The sequence below is a fragment of the Streptomyces sp. NPDC059900 genome, from assembly GCF_050270335.1.
In the GTDB taxonomy this organism is placed as follows: domain Bacteria; phylum Actinomycetota; class Actinomycetes; order Streptomycetales; family Streptomycetaceae; genus Streptomyces.
On the sequence record NZ_JBNNJZ010000167.1, the window covers coordinates 1 to 15,176 of the forward strand.

Genomic DNA, 15,176 nt, shown 5'->3' on the forward strand with positions numbered 1-15,176 from the left:
CTGCAGTACTCGACGCTCGGCGCCTGGCTCGACGCGACCTTCGACCGCGCCAAGGAGTACGCCTACTACGCGGGCCTGGCGCTCGGCGCGGCCAACGCCACGGGCGACGACGTCTGGGCGCTCGCGCTCGGCGCCATGGTCCTGCAGACCTCCCGGCACGTCGTGGACTTCTCCTTCAACGAGGCGAATCACGACGCGACCGCCAACACCAGCCCCACCGCGGCCCTCTCGGACAAGCTCGACAGCGTCGGCTGGACGGTCTGGCTGCGCCGCATGATCGTCCTTCCGATCGGCGAACGCTGGGCCCTGATCGCCGTGCTCACCGCGGTGACCACCCCGCGCATCACCCTGATCGTGCTGCTCGTCGGCTGCGGCCTCGCCGCCTGCTACACCACGGCGGGCCGCGTCCTGCGCTCGCTGACCCGCAGGGCGACCCGCACCGACCGCGCCGCACAGGCACTCGCGGACCTCGCCGACACCGGCCCGCTCGCCTCCGCCTTCGCGGCACTGCGGCCCGGCGGCCTGCCCGTGCCCGCACCCGCCCTCGCCTTCGCGGGCGGCGCGGTGCTCGCCTGCGTGGCGGGCCTCACGTCCTACGGCAGCCCGTGGGTGGTCGTCGCCGCGGTGATCTACGTCATCACTTCGGGTCTGGCCGTCGCCCGCCCCCTCAAGGGCCCCCTCGACTGGCTGGTGCCGCCGTTCTTCCGGGCCGCCGAGTACGGCACGATCCTGCTGCTCGCCGCCAAGGCGGACGTGAACGGAGCCCTGCCCGCGGCTTTCGGACTGGTGTCCGCCGTCGCCTACCATCACTACGACACGGTGTACCGCATCCGCGGCGACGCCGGCGCCCCTCCGCACTGGCTGGTGCGGGCGATCGTCGGACACGAAGGCAGGGCCCTGGTGGTCGCTGTCGCCGCCGCTCTGCTCACCGGCACAGATTTCACCGTCGCGCTCACGGCACTCGCCGGAGCTGTGGCACTTGTGGTGCTCGTCGAGAGCATCCGCTACTGGGTGACCGCTCACAAGCGCGGCGCACCCGCCGTACACGATGAAGGAGAACCCGCATGATCGGCCTTGTGCTGGCGGCCGGCGCCGGACGGCGTCTTCGCCCCTACACCGACACGCTTCCCAAGGCCCTGGTGCCGGTCGACGGTGACACCACCATCCTCGACCTGACCCTCGGCAACTTCGCGGAGATCGGTCTCACCGAGGTGGCGATCATCGTCGGCTACCGCAAGGAGGCGGTCTACGACCGCAAGGCGGCGCTCGAGGAGAAGTACGGCCTCAAGCTCACGCTGATCGACAACGACAAGGCCGAGGAGTGGAACAACGCCTACTCCCTCTGGTGCGGTCGTGACGCGATCAAGCACACGGTGATCCTCGCCAACGGCGACACCGTGCACCCGGTCTCCGTCGAGAAGACGCTGCTCGCCGCCCGCGGCGACGGCAAGAAGATCATCCTCGCCCTCGACACGGTGAAGAACCTCGCCGACGAGGAGATGAAGGTCATCGTGGACCCCGAGAAGGGCGTCCAGAAGATCACCAAGCTGATGGACCCGGCGACGGCCACCGGTGAGTACATCGGTGTCACGCTCATCGAGGGCGACGCCGCCGAGCAGCTGGCCGACGCCCTGAAGACCACCTTCGAGCGCGACCCCGACCTCTACTACGAGGACGGCTACCAGGAGCTCGTCAACCGCGGCTTCAAGGTCGACGTGGAGCCGATCGGCGACGTCAAGTGGGTCGAGATCGACAACCACGACGACCTCGCCAAGGGCCGGGAGATCGCGTGCCAGTACTGACGAGGCTCATCCCCTCGCCGGTCGTCGTGGACATCCGGCCGGGGGCGCTCAACGACCTGGCCGGGGTCCTGGCCGACCAGCGGATCTGCTCGTCAACCGGCAAGCTCGCCGTCGCCATCAGCGGCGGCTCCGGCGCGGTCCTGCGCCAGCGGCTCGAACCGCAGCTGCCCACCGCCGAGTGGTTCGAGGTGGGCGGCGGCACGCTCGACGACGCCATCAAGCTCGCCGACGCCATCAAGAAGGGCCGCTACGACGCGGTCGTCGGCCTCGGCGGCGGCAAGATCATCGACTGTGCCAAGTTCGCCGCAGCGCGGGTCGGCGCGCCGCTGGTCGCCGTCGCGACGAACCTGTCGCACGACGGCCTGTGCTCGCCGGTCGCCACGCTCGACAACGACGCGGGCCGCGGCTCGTACGGAGTGCCCAATCCCATCGCGGTCGTCATCGACCTCGACGTGATCCGCGAGGCTCCCGTACGGTTCGTGCGCTCGGGCATCGGTGACGCCCTGTCCAACATCTCCGCGATCGCGGACTGGGAGCTGGCCGCCCGTGAGCGCGGCGAGGACATCGACGGCCTCGCGGCCGCCATGGCCCGCCAGGCGGGCGAGGCGGTCCTGCGCCACCCCGGCGGCGTCGGCGACGACGGCTTCCTCCAGGTCCTCGCCGAGGGTCTGGTCCTCACCGGCATCGCGATGTCCGTGTCGGGCGACTCCCGCCCGGCGTCCGGTGCCTGCCACGAGATCAACCACGCCTTCGACCTCCTCTTCCCCAAGCGCGCGGCGAGCCACGGCGAGCAGTGCGGCCTGGGCGCGGCCTTCGCGATGTTCCTGCGCGGAGCACACGAGGAGTCCGCGTACATGGTGGAGGTGCTGCGCAGGCACGGTCTGCCCGTGACGCCGGAGGAGATCGGCTTCACCGTGGACGAGTTCGTCCAGGTCGTGGAGTACGCCCCGCAGACGCGCCCCGGGCGCTACACGATCCTCGAGCACCTCAATCTGAATTCCGACCAGATCAAGGACGCATACGCCGACTATGCCAAGGCCATCGGTAGCTGAACTCCGCCCCGTCGTTCACCCCATAGGGGTGAAGGACCGGCGCAGCGGTGAGCACTGGGCGGGACGCCTGTACATGCGAGAGATCTCGCTGCGCTGCGACCGCTACCTGGTGAACACCAGGATCACGCCCAACCAGCTCACGTATCTGATGACCGTGGCCGGCGCCCTTGCCGCCCCGGCGCTTCTGGTGCCGGGGATCACGGGCGCCGTGCTCGGCGTGATCATGGTCCAGCTGTATCTCCTGCTCGACTGCGTCGACGGCGAGATCGCCCGCTGGCGCAAGCAGTACTCGATGGCGGGCGTCTACCTCGACCGGGTCGCCGCCTACCTGTGCGACGCCGCGGTCCTGGTCGGCTTCGGCCTGCGCGCCGCCGACCTGTGGGGCTCGGGCCGCATCGACTGGCTGTGGGCCTTCCTGGGCACGCTCGCCGCGCTGGGCGCCATCCTGATCAAGGCGGAGACCGACCTCGTCGGTGTCGCCCGGCACCAGCAGGGCCTCGCGCCGGTCAAGGAGTCGGCCTCCGAGCCGCGCTCCTCCGGCATGGCCCTGGCCCGCAGGGCGGCGGGCGCCCTGAAGTTCCACCGGCTCGTGCTCGGCATCGAGGCGTCCCTCCTGATCCTGGTCCTCGCGATCGTGGACCAGGTGCGGGGCGACCTGTTCTTCTCGCGGCTCGGTGTCGCCGTACTCGCCGGTATCGCGATGCTCCAGACGCTGCTTCACCTCGTGTCCATCCTCGCCTCCAGCAGGCTCAAGTGAGTGCGGCGGGGAGCCGGCCCCCGAAGGTCGGCGCGGTCATCATCACCATGGGCAACCGGCCCCAGGAGCTGCGCGCCCTGCTCGACTCGGTCGCCAAGCAGGACGGCGACCCGGTCGAGGTGGTGGTCGTCGGCAACGGCGCCCCCGTGCCCGAGGTCCCCGAGGGCGTGCGCACCGTCGAGCTGCCCGAGAACCTGGGCATCCCCGGCGGCCGCAACGTCGGCATCGAGGCGTTCGGCCCCGGCGGCACCGACGTCGACATCCTCCTCTTCCTGGACGACGACGGCCTGCTCGCCAACACGGACACGGCCCAGCTGTGCCGCGAGGCCTTCACCGCCGACCCGAAGCTGGGCATCATCAGCTTCCGCATCGCCGACCCGGACACGGGGGAGACCCAGCGCCGGCACGTCCCGCGCCTGCGCGCGGCCGACCCGATGCGCTCCTCGCGCGTGACGACCTTCCTCGGCGGCGCCAACGCCGTCCGTACGCAGGTCATCGCCGAGGTCGGCGGCCTGCCCGACGAGTTCTTCTACGCCCACGAGGAGACCGACCTCGCCTGGCGTGCCCTGAACGCGGGCTGGATGATCGACTACCGCGCCGACATGGTGCTCTTCCACCCGACGACCGCCCCCTCGCGGCACGCGGTCTACCACCGGATGGTCGCCCGCAACCGGGTGTGGCTCGCCCGCCGTAATCTGCCCGCGCTCCTGGTCCCGGTCTACCTCGGCGTGTGGATGCTCCTGACCCTGGCCAGGAAGCCGTCGGGACCCGCCCTCAAGGCCTGGTTCGGCGGTTTCAAGGAGGGCTGGACGACGCCCTGCGGACCGCGCAGGCCGATGAAGTGGCGTACGGTGTGGCGCCTGACCCGACTGGGCCGACCTCCTGTCATCTGAGAAGCTCGGTTCTGAGAACATCTGGGCCATACCCCGGTCCCTGGTCCATGCCTACGCCCGACCGGCTGCGCATCTGAAGACGAAAGTTTCCACTCGTGAGTGAGACAACGCATGACGGCGGAGTCACGGTGACAGCGTCCCCGTCGACACCGTCGCCCGATGACGGGCTCTCCCGGGCCGATCTCGCCGCCAAGTACGGTCTGACCGTCAGCGGCGCACGGCCCGGACTTTTCGAGTACGTCCACCAGCTCTGGGGACGGCGCCACTTCATCCTCGCTTTCTCGCAGGCGAAGCTGACCGCCCAGTACAGCCAGGCCAAGCTGGGCCAGCTGTGGCAGGTGGCGACGCCGCTCCTGAACGCCGCGGTCTACTTCTTCATCTTCGGACTGCTGCTCGGCGCGAGGGAGGGCATTCCGCACCACATCTACGTGCCGTTCCTGGTGACCGGTGTCTTCGTCTTCACGTTCACGCAGAGCTCCGTCATGGCGGGCGTGCGGGCGATCTCCGGCAACCTCGGCCTGGTCAGGGCCCTGCACTTCCCGCGCGCCTCGCTGCCGATCTCCTTCGCGCTCCAGCAGCTCCAGCAGCTGCTGTTCTCGATGATCGTGCTCGTCATCATCATGTGCGCGTTCGGGATCTTCCCCGCCCTGTCCTGGTTCCTCGTCCTGCCCGCGCTGCTCCTGCAGTTCGTGTTCAACATGGGCCTGGCGCTGATCTTCGCCCGGATGGGCAGCAAGACGCCCGACCTGGCACAGCTCATGCCGTTCGTGATGCGGACCTGGATGTATGCGTCGGGCGTCATGTTCAGCATCCCCGCGATGCTCGCGACCAAGGAGAGCGTGCCCAGCTGGGTCGGGGACGTGCTCCAGTGGAACCCGGCCGCCGTCTACATGGACCTGATCCGCTTCGCCATGATCGACGACTACGGCAAGGGCTACCTGCCGGAGCACGTGTGGTTCATCGCCGCCGGCTGGGCGGTCCTGTTCGGCGTGGTGGGCTTCGTGTACTTCTGGAAGGCTGAGGAGCGTTACGGCCGTGGCTGACGAAGGCAAGAACGACAAGAACCCCGACCGGACGCACATCCCCACCGTGATCGCGGACGAGCTGCACATCGTCTACCGCGTCAACGGCGCGAAGACGGGCAAGGGCAGCGCCACCTCCGCACTGAGCCGCATCCTCAAGCGCGGCGAGGAGCGGGGCGTGCGCAAGGTGCACGCCGTGCGCGGCGTCAGCTTCACCTCCTACCGCGGCGAGGCCATCGGTCTGATCGGTTCCAACGGCTCCGGCAAGTCGACGCTGCTGCGCGCCATCGCCGGGCTGCTCCCCGCCGAGAAGGGCAAGGTCTACACCGACGGCCAGCCCTCGCTGCTCGGTGTGAACGCGGCCCTGATGAACGACCTGACGGGCGAGCGCAACGTCATACTCGGCGGTCTCGCGATGGGCATGACACGCGAGCAGATCAGGGACCGCTACCAGGAGATCGTCGACTTCTCGGGCATCAACGAGAAGGGTGACTTCATCACCCTGCCGATGCGCACCTACTCCTCCGGCATGGCGGCCCGCCTGCGCTTTTCCATTGCGGCCGCCAAGGATCACGACGTACTGATGATCGACGAGGCGCTCGCGACCGGTGACCGCAAGTTCCAGAAGCGCTCCGAGGCCCGCATCCGCGAGCTCCGCAAGGAGGCCGGCACGGTCTTCCTCGTCAGCCACAACAACAAGTCCATCCGTGACACCTGTGACCGCGTCCTGTGGCTGGAACGCGGCGAGCTGCGCATGGACGGGCCGACCGACGAGGTCATAAAGGAGTACGAGAAGTTCACGGGCAAATAGCCCCCTCGCGTACACCCGAATGAGACAAGGTCCCGCCGGAGTCAACCCGGCGGGGCCTTTGTGCGTCCTGAGTCTTCGACCGCCTCATCAGCCACGTCGGACCACTCAAGTCCCCCCGGTACAGGGAAGATTGACGCCAATCGGTGTGTTGTTGTGATGCGCGGAACACCCCGACGATGCAGGCTGCGTTGTACAACGTAAGCTGTACCGGTGCTGATTCGCGGCAAGTGGGGCGATATCGCGCGGCGCCCCGGCTCAGGACACGGTCCGCCTCGCGGAGTGCCGGGCGGCGTGTCCGAAATAGGATGTATTGGGTCGGCAGTGTAGAACGGGAGATGTGACGGCAATGGCTACGGATGATCTCCAGCTACGCGATGCATCCGCCGTCCTCGCGAAGGCCGCGGACGAGAACTTCCCGGTGGCGCCCTTCTTCCTGCCCCGTGCCTGGCGCGACGACCTCATGGCCGTGTACGGCTACGCCCGCCTCGTCGACGACATCGGCGACGGCGACCTGGCCCCCGGCGGCGCCGACGCCCGCTACCTCGGTGTGGACCCCGACGCCGCCGACGACCGGCTCGCCCTCCTGGACGCCTTCGAGGCCGACCTGCACCGGGTCTTCGACTCGACCCCGAGGCACCCTCTGATGCGCGCGCTCCAGCCCACCGTGCGCCGCTGCGGCCTCACGCCCGAGCCCTTTCTCGGTCTGATCGCCGCCAACCGCCAGGACCAGGTCGTCGCGCGCTACGAGACGTACGAGGACCTGCTCGCCTACTGCGAGCTGTCCGCGAACCCCGTGGGCCGGCTCGTCCTCGGCATCACCGGCACCGCGACCCCGGAGCGGATCCGCCGCTCGGACGCGGTGTGCACCGCCCTCCAGATCGTCGAGCACCTCCAGGACGTCGCCGAGGACCTGGAGCGGGACCGCATCTACCTGCCCGCACAGGACATGAAGCGGTTTCATGTCCGGGAGCAGGATCTGGCCGCACCGACAGCAGGCGCATCGGTGCGCGCGCTGGTTGCATATGAAGCAGAACGCGCCCGCTGCCTCCTGAATGAAGGAACCCCCTTGGTGGGTAGCGTCCACGGCAGGCTGAAGGTGCTGCTTGCGGGCTTCGTGGCTGGGGGGAGGGCGGCGGTCCACGCGATCGCCGCCGCCGGATACGACGTACTTCCCGGACCGCCGAAGCCCGCCAAGCCGCGTTTGCTGCGTGAGGTGGGAGCGGTTCTGCGAGGAGAGGGGTGAGCCGGACCGTGGAGTCAGGCCCGAACGTGTCCGCGCCGGTTCTCGCCGCATACAGCTACTGCGAGGCCGTGACCGGACAGCAGGCACGCAATTTCGCGTACGGCATCAGGCTGCTCCCGATGCCCAAGCGCCGCGCCATGTCGGCCCTCTACGCCCTCTCGCGGCGCGTGGACGACATCGGCGACGGCCCGCTCGCCCCGGACGTCAAGGCCGAGCGCCTCGACGAGACCAGGGCGCTGCTCGTCCGCATCCGCGAGGGCCAGGTGGACGAGGACGACACCGACCCCGTGGCGGTCGCGCTCGCGCATGCCGCGGCGCACTTCCCCGTCCCGCTCGGCGGCCTCGACGAACTGATCGACGGCGTCCTGATGGACGTCCGGGGCGAGACGTACGAGACGTGGGAGGACCTCAAGGTCTACTGCCGGTGCGTGGCCGGGGCCATCGGGCGGCTCTCCCTCGGCGTGTTCGGCACCGAGCGGGGGGCGCTCAACGCCGAGCGCGCGCCGGAGTATGCCGACACGCTCGGCCTCGCGCTCCAACTGACCAACATCCTGCGTGACGTTCGCGAGGACGCGGAGGGCGGCCGCACCTACCTGCCGGCCGACGATCTCGCCAAGTTCGGCTGCTCCGCGGGTTTCTCGGGCTCCGAGCCGCCCGCCGGGTCCGATTTCGCCGGGCTCGTGCACTTCGAGGTGCGCAGGGCGCGTGCGTTGTTCGCCGAGGGATACCGGCTCCTTCCGATGCTCGACCGGCGCAGCGGGGCCTGTGTCGCCGCCATGGCGGGCATCTACCGGCGGCTCCTCGACCGCATCGAGCGGGAGCCGGAGGCGGTCCTGCGGGGTCGTGTCTCGCTGCCGGGCCGCGAAAAGGCGTATGTCGCCGTGCGCGGGCTCTCCGGGCTCGATGCGCGCACCATCTCCCGACAGACCATCAGGAGGCGTACTTGATGGGCATCCACGGCAGATGCGGCGAACGTAGGACAACTTCGTGCAACCGGTGGGCAACCCTCCGGCCCGGCCCGGCGTCCCAGACTGCAACGGCCGAGGGGGGAAGCGCATGAGCAAGGACGACATGCGGCCGGCCGCGGAGGCCGATGGCGAAGCAGGACGCGGGGCCGCCGTGGTGGTCGGCGGCGGTCTCGCCGGCATCACCGCGGCGCTGTCCCTCGCTGACGCGGGACTGCGCGTGACGCTGCTCGAAGGACGGCCCCGCCTGGGCGGGCTCGCCTTCTCCTTCAAGCGCGGCGACCTGACCGTCGACAACGGCCAGCACGTCTATCTGCGCTGCTGCAACGCCTACCGCTGGTTCCTCGACCGCGTCGACGGCGCGGCTCTCGCGCCGTTGCAGGAACGTCTCGACGTGCCGGTGCTCGACGCCGACCGCCACCGCCTCGGGCGTCTGCGGCGCACCGCGCTGCCCGTGCCGCTGCACCTGGCGGCGAGCCTTGCCACGTACCCGCATCTGTCGCTCGCCGAGCGCGCCAACGTCGGGCGCGCCGCGCTCGCCCTCAAGGGGCTCGACCCGGCCGACCCCAAGCTCGACGGCCAGGACTTCGGCAGCTGGCTCGCCGCGCACGGCCAGTCGGCGCGTGCCGTCGAGGCCCTGTGGGACCTCGTCGGTGTGGCCACGCTGAACGCCGTCGCGGGCGACTCCTCGCTCGGACTCGCCGCGATGGTCTTCAAGACCGGACTGCTCTCAAAGCCCGGTGCGGCCGACATCGGCTGGGCACGCGTGCCCCTCGGTGATCTCCATGACACGCTCGCCCGCAAGGCGCTCGACTCCGCGGGCGTGCGAACCGAACTGAGGACACGAGTCACCTCCATCTCCCGTACGGAAAACGGTGGTTGGAAGGTCGAAGTTCCCGGCGAGGACATCGAGGCACAAACGGTCGTGCTCGCCGTACCGCAGCACGAGACGCACGACCTCCTGCCGGACGGCGCGCTCGACGAGCCCGACCGGCTCCTGGACATCGACACCGCACCGATCCTCAACATCCACGTCGTGTACGACCGCAAGGTCCTCAAGCGGCCCTTCTTCGCGGCCATCGGCTCGCCGGTGCAGTGGGTCTTCGACCGCACCGACGCCTCCGGCCTCACCGAGGGCCAGTACCTCGCCCTGTCCCAGTCCGCCGCCCGGGACGAGATCGACGCTCCCGTCGCCGCGCTGCGCGAGCGCTATCTGCCGGAGCTTGAGCGGCTGCTGCCCGCCGCGCACGGCGCGGAGGTACGGGACTTCTTCGTGACCCGGGAGCGTACGGCGACGTTCGCGCCGACTCCCGGCGTGGGACGGCTGCGGCCCGGCGCTCGCACCAAGGCTCCCGGCCTGTACCTGGCCGGGGCGTGGACCGCCACCGGGTGGCCCGCGACCATGGAGAGCGCCGTCCGCAGCGGCATCAGTGCCGCCGGGGCAGCCCTCTCCGCTCTGGACCGACCGCGTGATCATCTCTTCGACGTCGAGGAGGCCGCGTGAAGCCAGACCTTCTGGGGTCAGTTCCCCAGAAATTCAGCACCGGAACAAGAGGAGAGACTGTGCCGACTGTGCCCTCGGCCGAATCGGCTGCCGACACGGTGGACGTGACCTCACTGCTCGAGCGCGGAAGGACGCTGGCCACCCCGGTGCTGCGGTCGGCCGTGGACCGTCTCGCGCCGCCCATGGACACCGTCGCCGCCTACCACTTCGGCTGGATCGACGCCGAGGGCAACCCGGCGGACGGTGACGGCGGCAAGGCCGTGCGCCCCGCGCTCGCCCTGCTCTCCGCGGAAGCCGCGGGGGCCGCGCCGGAAGTCGGCGTACCCGGCGCGGTCGCCGTCGAACTGGTCCACAACTTCTCGTTGCTGCACGACGATCTGATGGACGGCGACGAGCAGCGCCGCCACCGCGACACGGTGTGGAAGGTGCACGGCCCCGCGCAGGCCATCCTCGTCGGCGACGCCCTCTTCGCGCTCGCCAACGAGATCCTCCTGGAGATCGGCACCGTCGAGGCGGGCCGCGCCACGCGCCGCCTGACCACCGCGACCCGCGCCCTGATCGACGGCCAGGCGCAGGACATCTCCTACGAGCACCGCGAGCGGGTCACCGTCGAGGAGTGCCTGGAGATGGAGGGCAACAAGACCGGCGCCCTGCTCGCCTGCGCGGTCTCCATCGGTGCCGTCCTCGGCGGCGCGGACGACCGCACCGCCGACGTCCTGGAGAAGTACGGCTACCACCTCGGCCTCGCCTTCCAGGCCGTGGACGATCTGCTCGGCATCTGGGGCGACCCGGAGTCCACCGGCAAGCAGACCTGGAGCGACCTTCGCCAGCGCAAGAAGTCGCTGCCGGTCGTGGCCGCGCTCGCCGCGGGCGGCCCGGCGTCCGAGCAGCTGGGCGAGCTGCTCGCGGCCGACGCCAAGAGCAACGACTTCGACAGCTTCTCCGAGGAGGAGTTCGCCGCGCGCGCCGCCCTGATCGAGCAGGCGGGCGGCCGCGAGTGGACCGCCGAGGAGGCCAGGCGCCAGCACACCATCGCCATCCAGGCGCTCGACACCATCGAGATGCCCGGGCGGGTACGGGCCCAGCTCGTCGCGCTCGCCGACTTCGTCGTCGTACGGAAGAGATGATCACTATCGAGCAGATATAGCGCTCGCAGTCGCCGGCCGGCGCCCAGCGCGTCGGCCGACGGCGGACCCACAGCAGAGAAGACGACTGCACGAAGGGGAAGCCATGACAGCGACGACCGACGGAAGCACCGGAGCGGTGACGCCCCGCGCACCTTCGGCCAGCCAGCCATTCGACACGACCGCCGCGCCGCCGGGGCCACGTGAAGCTGCCGCGCGCGCCATAGGGCGCTCCACCGATTTCCTGCTCGCGCAGCAGGACGCGCAGGGCTGGTGGAAGGGCGACCTCGACACGAACGTGACGATGGACGCCGAAGACCTGCTGCTCCGTCAGTTCCTGGGAATCCGCGACGAGGAGACCACCCGCGCCGCCGCGCTCTTCATCCGCGGCGAGCAGCGCGAGGACGGGACCTGGGCCACCTTCTTCGGCGGCCCCGGCGAACTCTCCACCACCGTCGAGGCGTACGTCGCGCTGCGTCTGGCGGGCGATGCCCCAAACGACCCGCACATGGCGAAGGCCTCCGCCTGGATCCGCGACCAGGGCGGCATCGCCGAGAGCCGCGTCTTCACCCGCATCTGGCTCGCCCTCTTCGGCTGGTGGAAGTGGGACGACCTGCCCGAACTCCCGCCGGAGCTCATCTACTTCCCCAAGTGGCTGCCCCTGAACATCTACGACTTCGGGTGCTGGGCCCGCCAGACGATCGTGCCGCTCACGGTCGTCTCCGCCAAGCGACCCGTCCGGCCCGCGCCCTTCGCCCTCGATGAGCTGCACAGCGACGCGCGCGTACCGAACCCGGGCAAACCCCTTGCTCCCGTGGGGAGTTGGGACGGCGTGTTCCAGCGGCTCGACAAGGCGCTGCACCTCTACCGCAAGGTCGCCCCGCGCCGGGTGCGCAAGGCCGCGATGAACAGTGCCGCCCGCTGGATCATCGAACGGCAGGAGAACGACGGCTGCTGGGGCGGCATCCAGCCGCCCGCCGTCTACTCCGTGATCGCGCTGCATCTGCTCGGCTACGACCTCGAACACCCGGTCCTCAAGGCGGGCCTGGCATCGCTGGACCGGTTCGCGGTCTGGCGCGAGGACGGCGCCCGGATGATCGAGGCCTGCCAGTCACCGGTCTGGGACACCTGTCTGGCGACCATCGCGCTCGCCGACGCGGGCGTGCCCGCCGACCACCCGCAGCTCGTCAAGGCGGCCGACTGGATGCTCGGCGAGGAGATCGCACGGCCCGGCGACTGGGCCGTACGCAAGCCGGAACTGGCCCCCGGCGGCTGGGCGTTCGAGTTCCACAACGACAACTACCCCGACATCGACGACACCGCCGAGGTCATCCTGGCCCTGCGCCGGGTCGAACACCCCGACCGCCAGCGCCTGGAGAACGCGATCTCCCGCGGAGCGCGCTGGACCCTGGGCATGCAGTCGAAGAACGGCGCCTGGGCCGCCTTCGACGCCGACAACACCAGCCCGTTCCCCAACCGGCTGCCGTTCTGCGACTTCGGCGAGGTCATCGACCCGCCGTCGGCCGACGTCACCGGACACGTCGTCGAGATGCTCGCCGTCGAGGGCAAGGCACACGACCCGCGCACCCGCCGCGGCATCGAATGGCTGCTCGCCGAACAGGAGCCGGACGGCTCGTGGTTCGGCCGCTGGGGCGTCAACTACGTATACGGGACAGGCTCCGTGGTGCCCGCGCTCACCGCGGCAGGGCTGCCCGCCTCGCACCTCGCCCTGCGCCGCGCCGTCAGCTGGCTGGAGTCGGTGCAGAACGACGACGGAGGCTGGGGCGAGGACCTGCGCTCCTACCGCTACGAGGAGTGGCGCGGCCACGGCGCCTCCACCGCGTCACAGACCGCGTGGGCGCTGCTCGCGCTGCTCGCGGCGGGCGAGCACGAGTCCAAGGCCGTGGAGCGGGGCATCACCTGGCTCGCCGAGACACAGCGGGACGACGGCTCCTGGGACGAGCCCTACTTCACGGGCACCGGCTTCCCCTGGGACTTCTCCATCAACTACCACCTCTACCGGCAGGTGTTCCCGCTCACGGCACTGGGCCGGTACGTCAACGGAGAACCCTTCGCGGGCCTCTGTGCCAAGGGGGGTTGATGGACCGGACCCCGGCCGAGCCGGGCCCCGCACCGCTGCTGATCGCCTGCGCGCTCGGCATCGAGCACCTCGCCCTGCGCACGGGGGACCGCTCCGGCGCCCCCGGGCAGCTCACCGTGCTCCGCACGGGCATGGGCCCCAAGAACGCCGAGCGGGCCGTCACCGGCGCACTCGGCAGGCAGCCGCTGCGCCACGCCGCCGTCGTGGCCACCGGATTCTGCGCCGGGCTCGCCCCCGGCATGCACCCCGGTGATCTGGTCGTCGCCGACCAGACCCGCGCCGCACACGGCCACACGCCCTGCGTCGGTACGGAACTGCTGGTCAAGGAGCTGATGCGGGCCATGCCCGGCCGCACCGTGCACACCGGACCGCTGACCGGCTCCGACCATGTCGTCCGAGCCCACGAACGCGCCGACCTGCTCGCCACGGGAGCGATCGCGGTGGACATGGAGTCCGCCGTGACGCTGCACAGCGCGCTGCGGGCGGGACAGCGGCCGGTTGCCGCCGTCCGGGTGGTCGTGGACGCCCCACAGCACGAACTCGTCCGCATCGGCACGGTACGCGGTGGAATATCAGCTTTCCGTGTTCTTCGTGCCGTGCTTCCCGCGTTTTTCGAATGGCACCGTTCTTCTTTGCTCCCTCGGAGGTGAGCCAGATGGCCATGCCGCTGCGCCAGACCGTCAAGGTCGCGACGTATCTCTTTGAACAGAAGCTCCGCAAGCGTGACAAGTTTCCGCTGATCGTCGAGTTGGAGCCGCTCTTCGCGTGCAATCTCAAGTGCGAGGGGTGCGGCAAGATCCAGCACCCGGCCGGTGTGCTCAAACAGCGCATGCCGGTGGCCCAGGCCGTCGGCGCCGTCCTTGAATCCGGTGCGCCGATGGTGTCCATCGCGGGCGGCGAGCCGCTGATGCACCCTCACATCGACGAGATCGTCCGGCAGTTGGTGGCCAAGAAGAAGTACGTCTTCCTCTGCACCAACGCCATGCTGCTGCGCAAGAAGCTGGAGAAGTTCACCCCGTCCCCCTACTTCGCGTTCGCCGTGCACATCGACGGAATGCGCGAGCGCCACGACGAATCCGTCGCCAAGGAGGGCGTGTTCGACGAGGCGGTGGCGGCGATCAAGGAAGCCAAGAAGCGCGGCTTCCGGGTCACCACCAACTCGACCTTCTTCAACACCGACACCCCGCAGACCATCATCGAGGTCCTCAACTTCCTCAATGACGAACTGCAGGTCGACGAGATGATGCTGTCGCCCGCCTACGCGTACGAGAAGGCGCCGGACCAGGAGCACTTCCTGGGCGTCGAGCAGACCCGCGAACTGTTCAAGAAGGCCTTCGCGGGCGGCAACAGGCTGCGCTGGCGCCTGAACCACTCGCCGCTGTTCCTCGACTTCCTGGAGGGCAAGGCGGACTTCCCCTGCACCGCGTGGGCGATCCCGAACTACTCGCTCTTCGGCTGGCAGCGCCCCTGCTACCTGATGAGCGACGGGTACGTGCCCACGTACAAGGAGCTCATCGAGGAGACCGACTGGGACAAGTACGGCCGCGGCAAGGACCCGCGCTGCGCCAACTGCATGGCGCACTGCGGCTACGAGCCGACCGCCGTCCTGGCCACCATGGGCTCCCTCAAGGAGTCCATCCGCGCCGCCCGTGAGACGGTCTCCGCCAACCGCGCGGGGTGACTTCATGACCCCTGGAACGCCTGTCGCACTGGGCCTTCCTGAGCTGCCGGTCCGGCCGATCGCCGAGCGTCGCCTCGCGCGGCGCATCGAGGTCGGGCCGGTGGCCGTGGGGGGCGGTGCGCCCGTCTCGGTGCAGTCGATGACGACGACGCGTACGTCCGACATCGGGGCGACGCTTCAGCAGATCGCCGAGCTGACGGCGTCCGGCTGCCAGATCGCTG

The 15,176-nt window shown here is 69.9% G+C and carries 15 protein-coding genes; all 15 read left to right on the forward strand.

Annotation, left to right across the window (positions count from 1 at the left end; genetic code table 11):
* Positions 1–1,068: DUF5941 domain-containing protein (locus ACQKIP_RS21940; RefSeq protein ID WP_427743835.1), on the forward strand; the 1,068-nt coding region annotated here is incomplete at its 5' end.
* On the forward strand, positions 1,065–1,802 hold the full coding sequence (locus ACQKIP_RS21945) for a phosphocholine cytidylyltransferase family protein (protein WP_363207563.1): 738 nt from the start codon (positions 1,065–1,067) through the stop codon (positions 1,800–1,802). The genes ACQKIP_RS21940 and ACQKIP_RS21945, both read left to right, overlap by 4 nt.
* Positions 1,790–2,854, forward strand: a complete 1,065-nt coding sequence (locus ACQKIP_RS21950) for an iron-containing alcohol dehydrogenase family protein (RefSeq protein WP_361185437.1) — start codon at positions 1,790–1,792, stop codon at positions 2,852–2,854. Before ACQKIP_RS21945 ends, ACQKIP_RS21950 begins: the two co-directional genes overlap by 13 nt.
* Positions 2,832–3,611, forward strand: a complete 780-nt coding sequence (locus ACQKIP_RS21955) for a CDP-alcohol phosphatidyltransferase family protein (protein WP_365855252.1) — start codon at positions 2,832–2,834, stop codon at positions 3,609–3,611. The genes ACQKIP_RS21950 and ACQKIP_RS21955 overlap by 23 nt, the downstream gene beginning before the upstream one ends.
* 47 nt (positions 3,612–3,658) lie before the next feature.
* The gene (locus ACQKIP_RS21960; RefSeq protein ID WP_365855793.1) at positions 3,659–4,504 is read left to right on the forward strand and encodes a glycosyltransferase family 2 protein; all 846 of its coding nucleotides are present in this window, start codon (positions 3,659–3,661) and stop codon (positions 4,502–4,504) included.
* Between the two features lie 95 nt (positions 4,505–4,599).
* Complete coding sequence (locus ACQKIP_RS21965) at positions 4,600–5,547, forward strand: ABC transporter permease (protein WP_365855250.1); 948 nt, start codon at positions 4,600–4,602, stop codon at positions 5,545–5,547.
* Complete coding sequence (locus tag ACQKIP_RS21970) at positions 5,540–6,337, forward strand: ABC transporter ATP-binding protein (protein WP_365855248.1); 798 nt, start codon at positions 5,540–5,542, stop codon at positions 6,335–6,337. The genes ACQKIP_RS21965 and ACQKIP_RS21970 overlap by 8 nt, the downstream gene beginning before the upstream one ends.
* 346 nt (positions 6,338–6,683) lie before the next feature.
* A complete protein-coding gene (gene hpnC / locus ACQKIP_RS21975) occupies positions 6,684–7,580 on the forward strand; it encodes a squalene synthase HpnC (RefSeq protein WP_365855246.1) in 897 nt (298 codons plus the stop codon).
* Positions 7,577–8,527: a presqualene diphosphate synthase HpnD gene (gene hpnD / locus ACQKIP_RS21980; RefSeq protein ID WP_365855244.1), complete on the forward strand. Its 951-nt coding sequence runs from the start codon at positions 7,577–7,579 to the stop codon at positions 8,525–8,527. The genes hpnC and hpnD overlap by 4 nt, the downstream gene beginning before the upstream one ends.
* A 109-nt stretch (positions 8,528–8,636) precedes the next feature.
* Entirely contained in the window at positions 8,637–10,049 is a 1,413-nt protein-coding gene (gene hpnE, locus ACQKIP_RS21985; RefSeq protein ID WP_365855242.1) for a hydroxysqualene dehydroxylase HpnE, read from the forward strand.
* Positions 10,046–11,176, forward strand: a complete 1,131-nt coding sequence (locus ACQKIP_RS21990) for a polyprenyl synthetase family protein (RefSeq protein ID WP_365855240.1) — start codon at positions 10,046–10,048, stop codon at positions 11,174–11,176. Before hpnE ends, ACQKIP_RS21990 begins: the two co-directional genes overlap by 4 nt.
* A 103-nt stretch (positions 11,177–11,279) precedes the next feature.
* Positions 11,280–13,274 carry a squalene--hopene cyclase gene (gene shc, locus ACQKIP_RS21995; RefSeq protein WP_365855238.1) on the forward strand — a complete coding sequence of 665 codons (1,995 nt, stop codon included), beginning with the start codon at positions 11,280–11,282 and terminating at the stop codon, positions 13,272–13,274.
* On the forward strand, positions 13,274–13,924 hold the full coding sequence (locus ACQKIP_RS22000; RefSeq protein WP_365855236.1) for a 1-hydroxy-2-methyl-2-butenyl 4-diphosphate reductase: 651 nt from the start codon (positions 13,274–13,276) through the stop codon (positions 13,922–13,924). Before shc ends, ACQKIP_RS22000 begins: the two co-directional genes overlap by 1 nt.
* A gap of 5 nt (positions 13,925–13,929) precedes the next feature.
* Positions 13,930–14,955 (forward strand): adenosyl-hopene transferase HpnH, encoded by a 1,026-nt coding sequence (hpnH, locus tag ACQKIP_RS22005; RefSeq protein ID WP_365855234.1) that lies wholly within the window; start codon positions 13,930–13,932, stop codon positions 14,953–14,955.
* A 4-nt stretch (positions 14,956–14,959) separates the two neighbouring features.
* On the forward strand, positions 14,960–15,176 hold a 217-nt coding region (locus tag ACQKIP_RS22010; RefSeq protein ID WP_427743840.1), incomplete at its 3' end, for a flavodoxin-dependent (E)-4-hydroxy-3-methylbut-2-enyl-diphosphate synthase.

Excerpts from the sequence above, each read along its gene's own strand:
- ACQKIP_RS21945 (WP_363207563.1), top strand. The coding sequence starts at position 1,065 with ATGATCGGCCTTGTGCTGGCGGCCGGCGCCGGACGGCGTCTTCGCCCC.
- ACQKIP_RS21955 (WP_365855252.1), top strand. The coding sequence starts at position 2,832 with ATGCCAAGGCCATCGGTAGCTGAACTCCGCCCCGTCGTTCACCCCATA.
- ACQKIP_RS21960 (WP_365855793.1), top strand. The coding sequence starts at position 3,659 with ATGGGCAACCGGCCCCAGGAGCTGCGCGCCCTGCTCGACTCGGTCGCC.
- hpnC (WP_365855246.1), top strand. The coding sequence starts at position 6,684 with ATGGCTACGGATGATCTCCAGCTACGCGATGCATCCGCCGTCCTCGCG.
- hpnE (WP_365855242.1), top strand. The coding sequence starts at position 8,637 with ATGAGCAAGGACGACATGCGGCCGGCCGCGGAGGCCGATGGCGAAGCA.
- shc (WP_365855238.1), top strand. The coding sequence starts at position 11,280 with ATGACAGCGACGACCGACGGAAGCACCGGAGCGGTGACGCCCCGCGCA.
- ACQKIP_RS22000 (WP_365855236.1), top strand. The coding sequence starts at position 13,274 with ATGGACCGGACCCCGGCCGAGCCGGGCCCCGCACCGCTGCTGATCGCC.
- hpnH (WP_365855234.1), top strand. The coding sequence starts at position 13,930 with ATGGCCATGCCGCTGCGCCAGACCGTCAAGGTCGCGACGTATCTCTTT.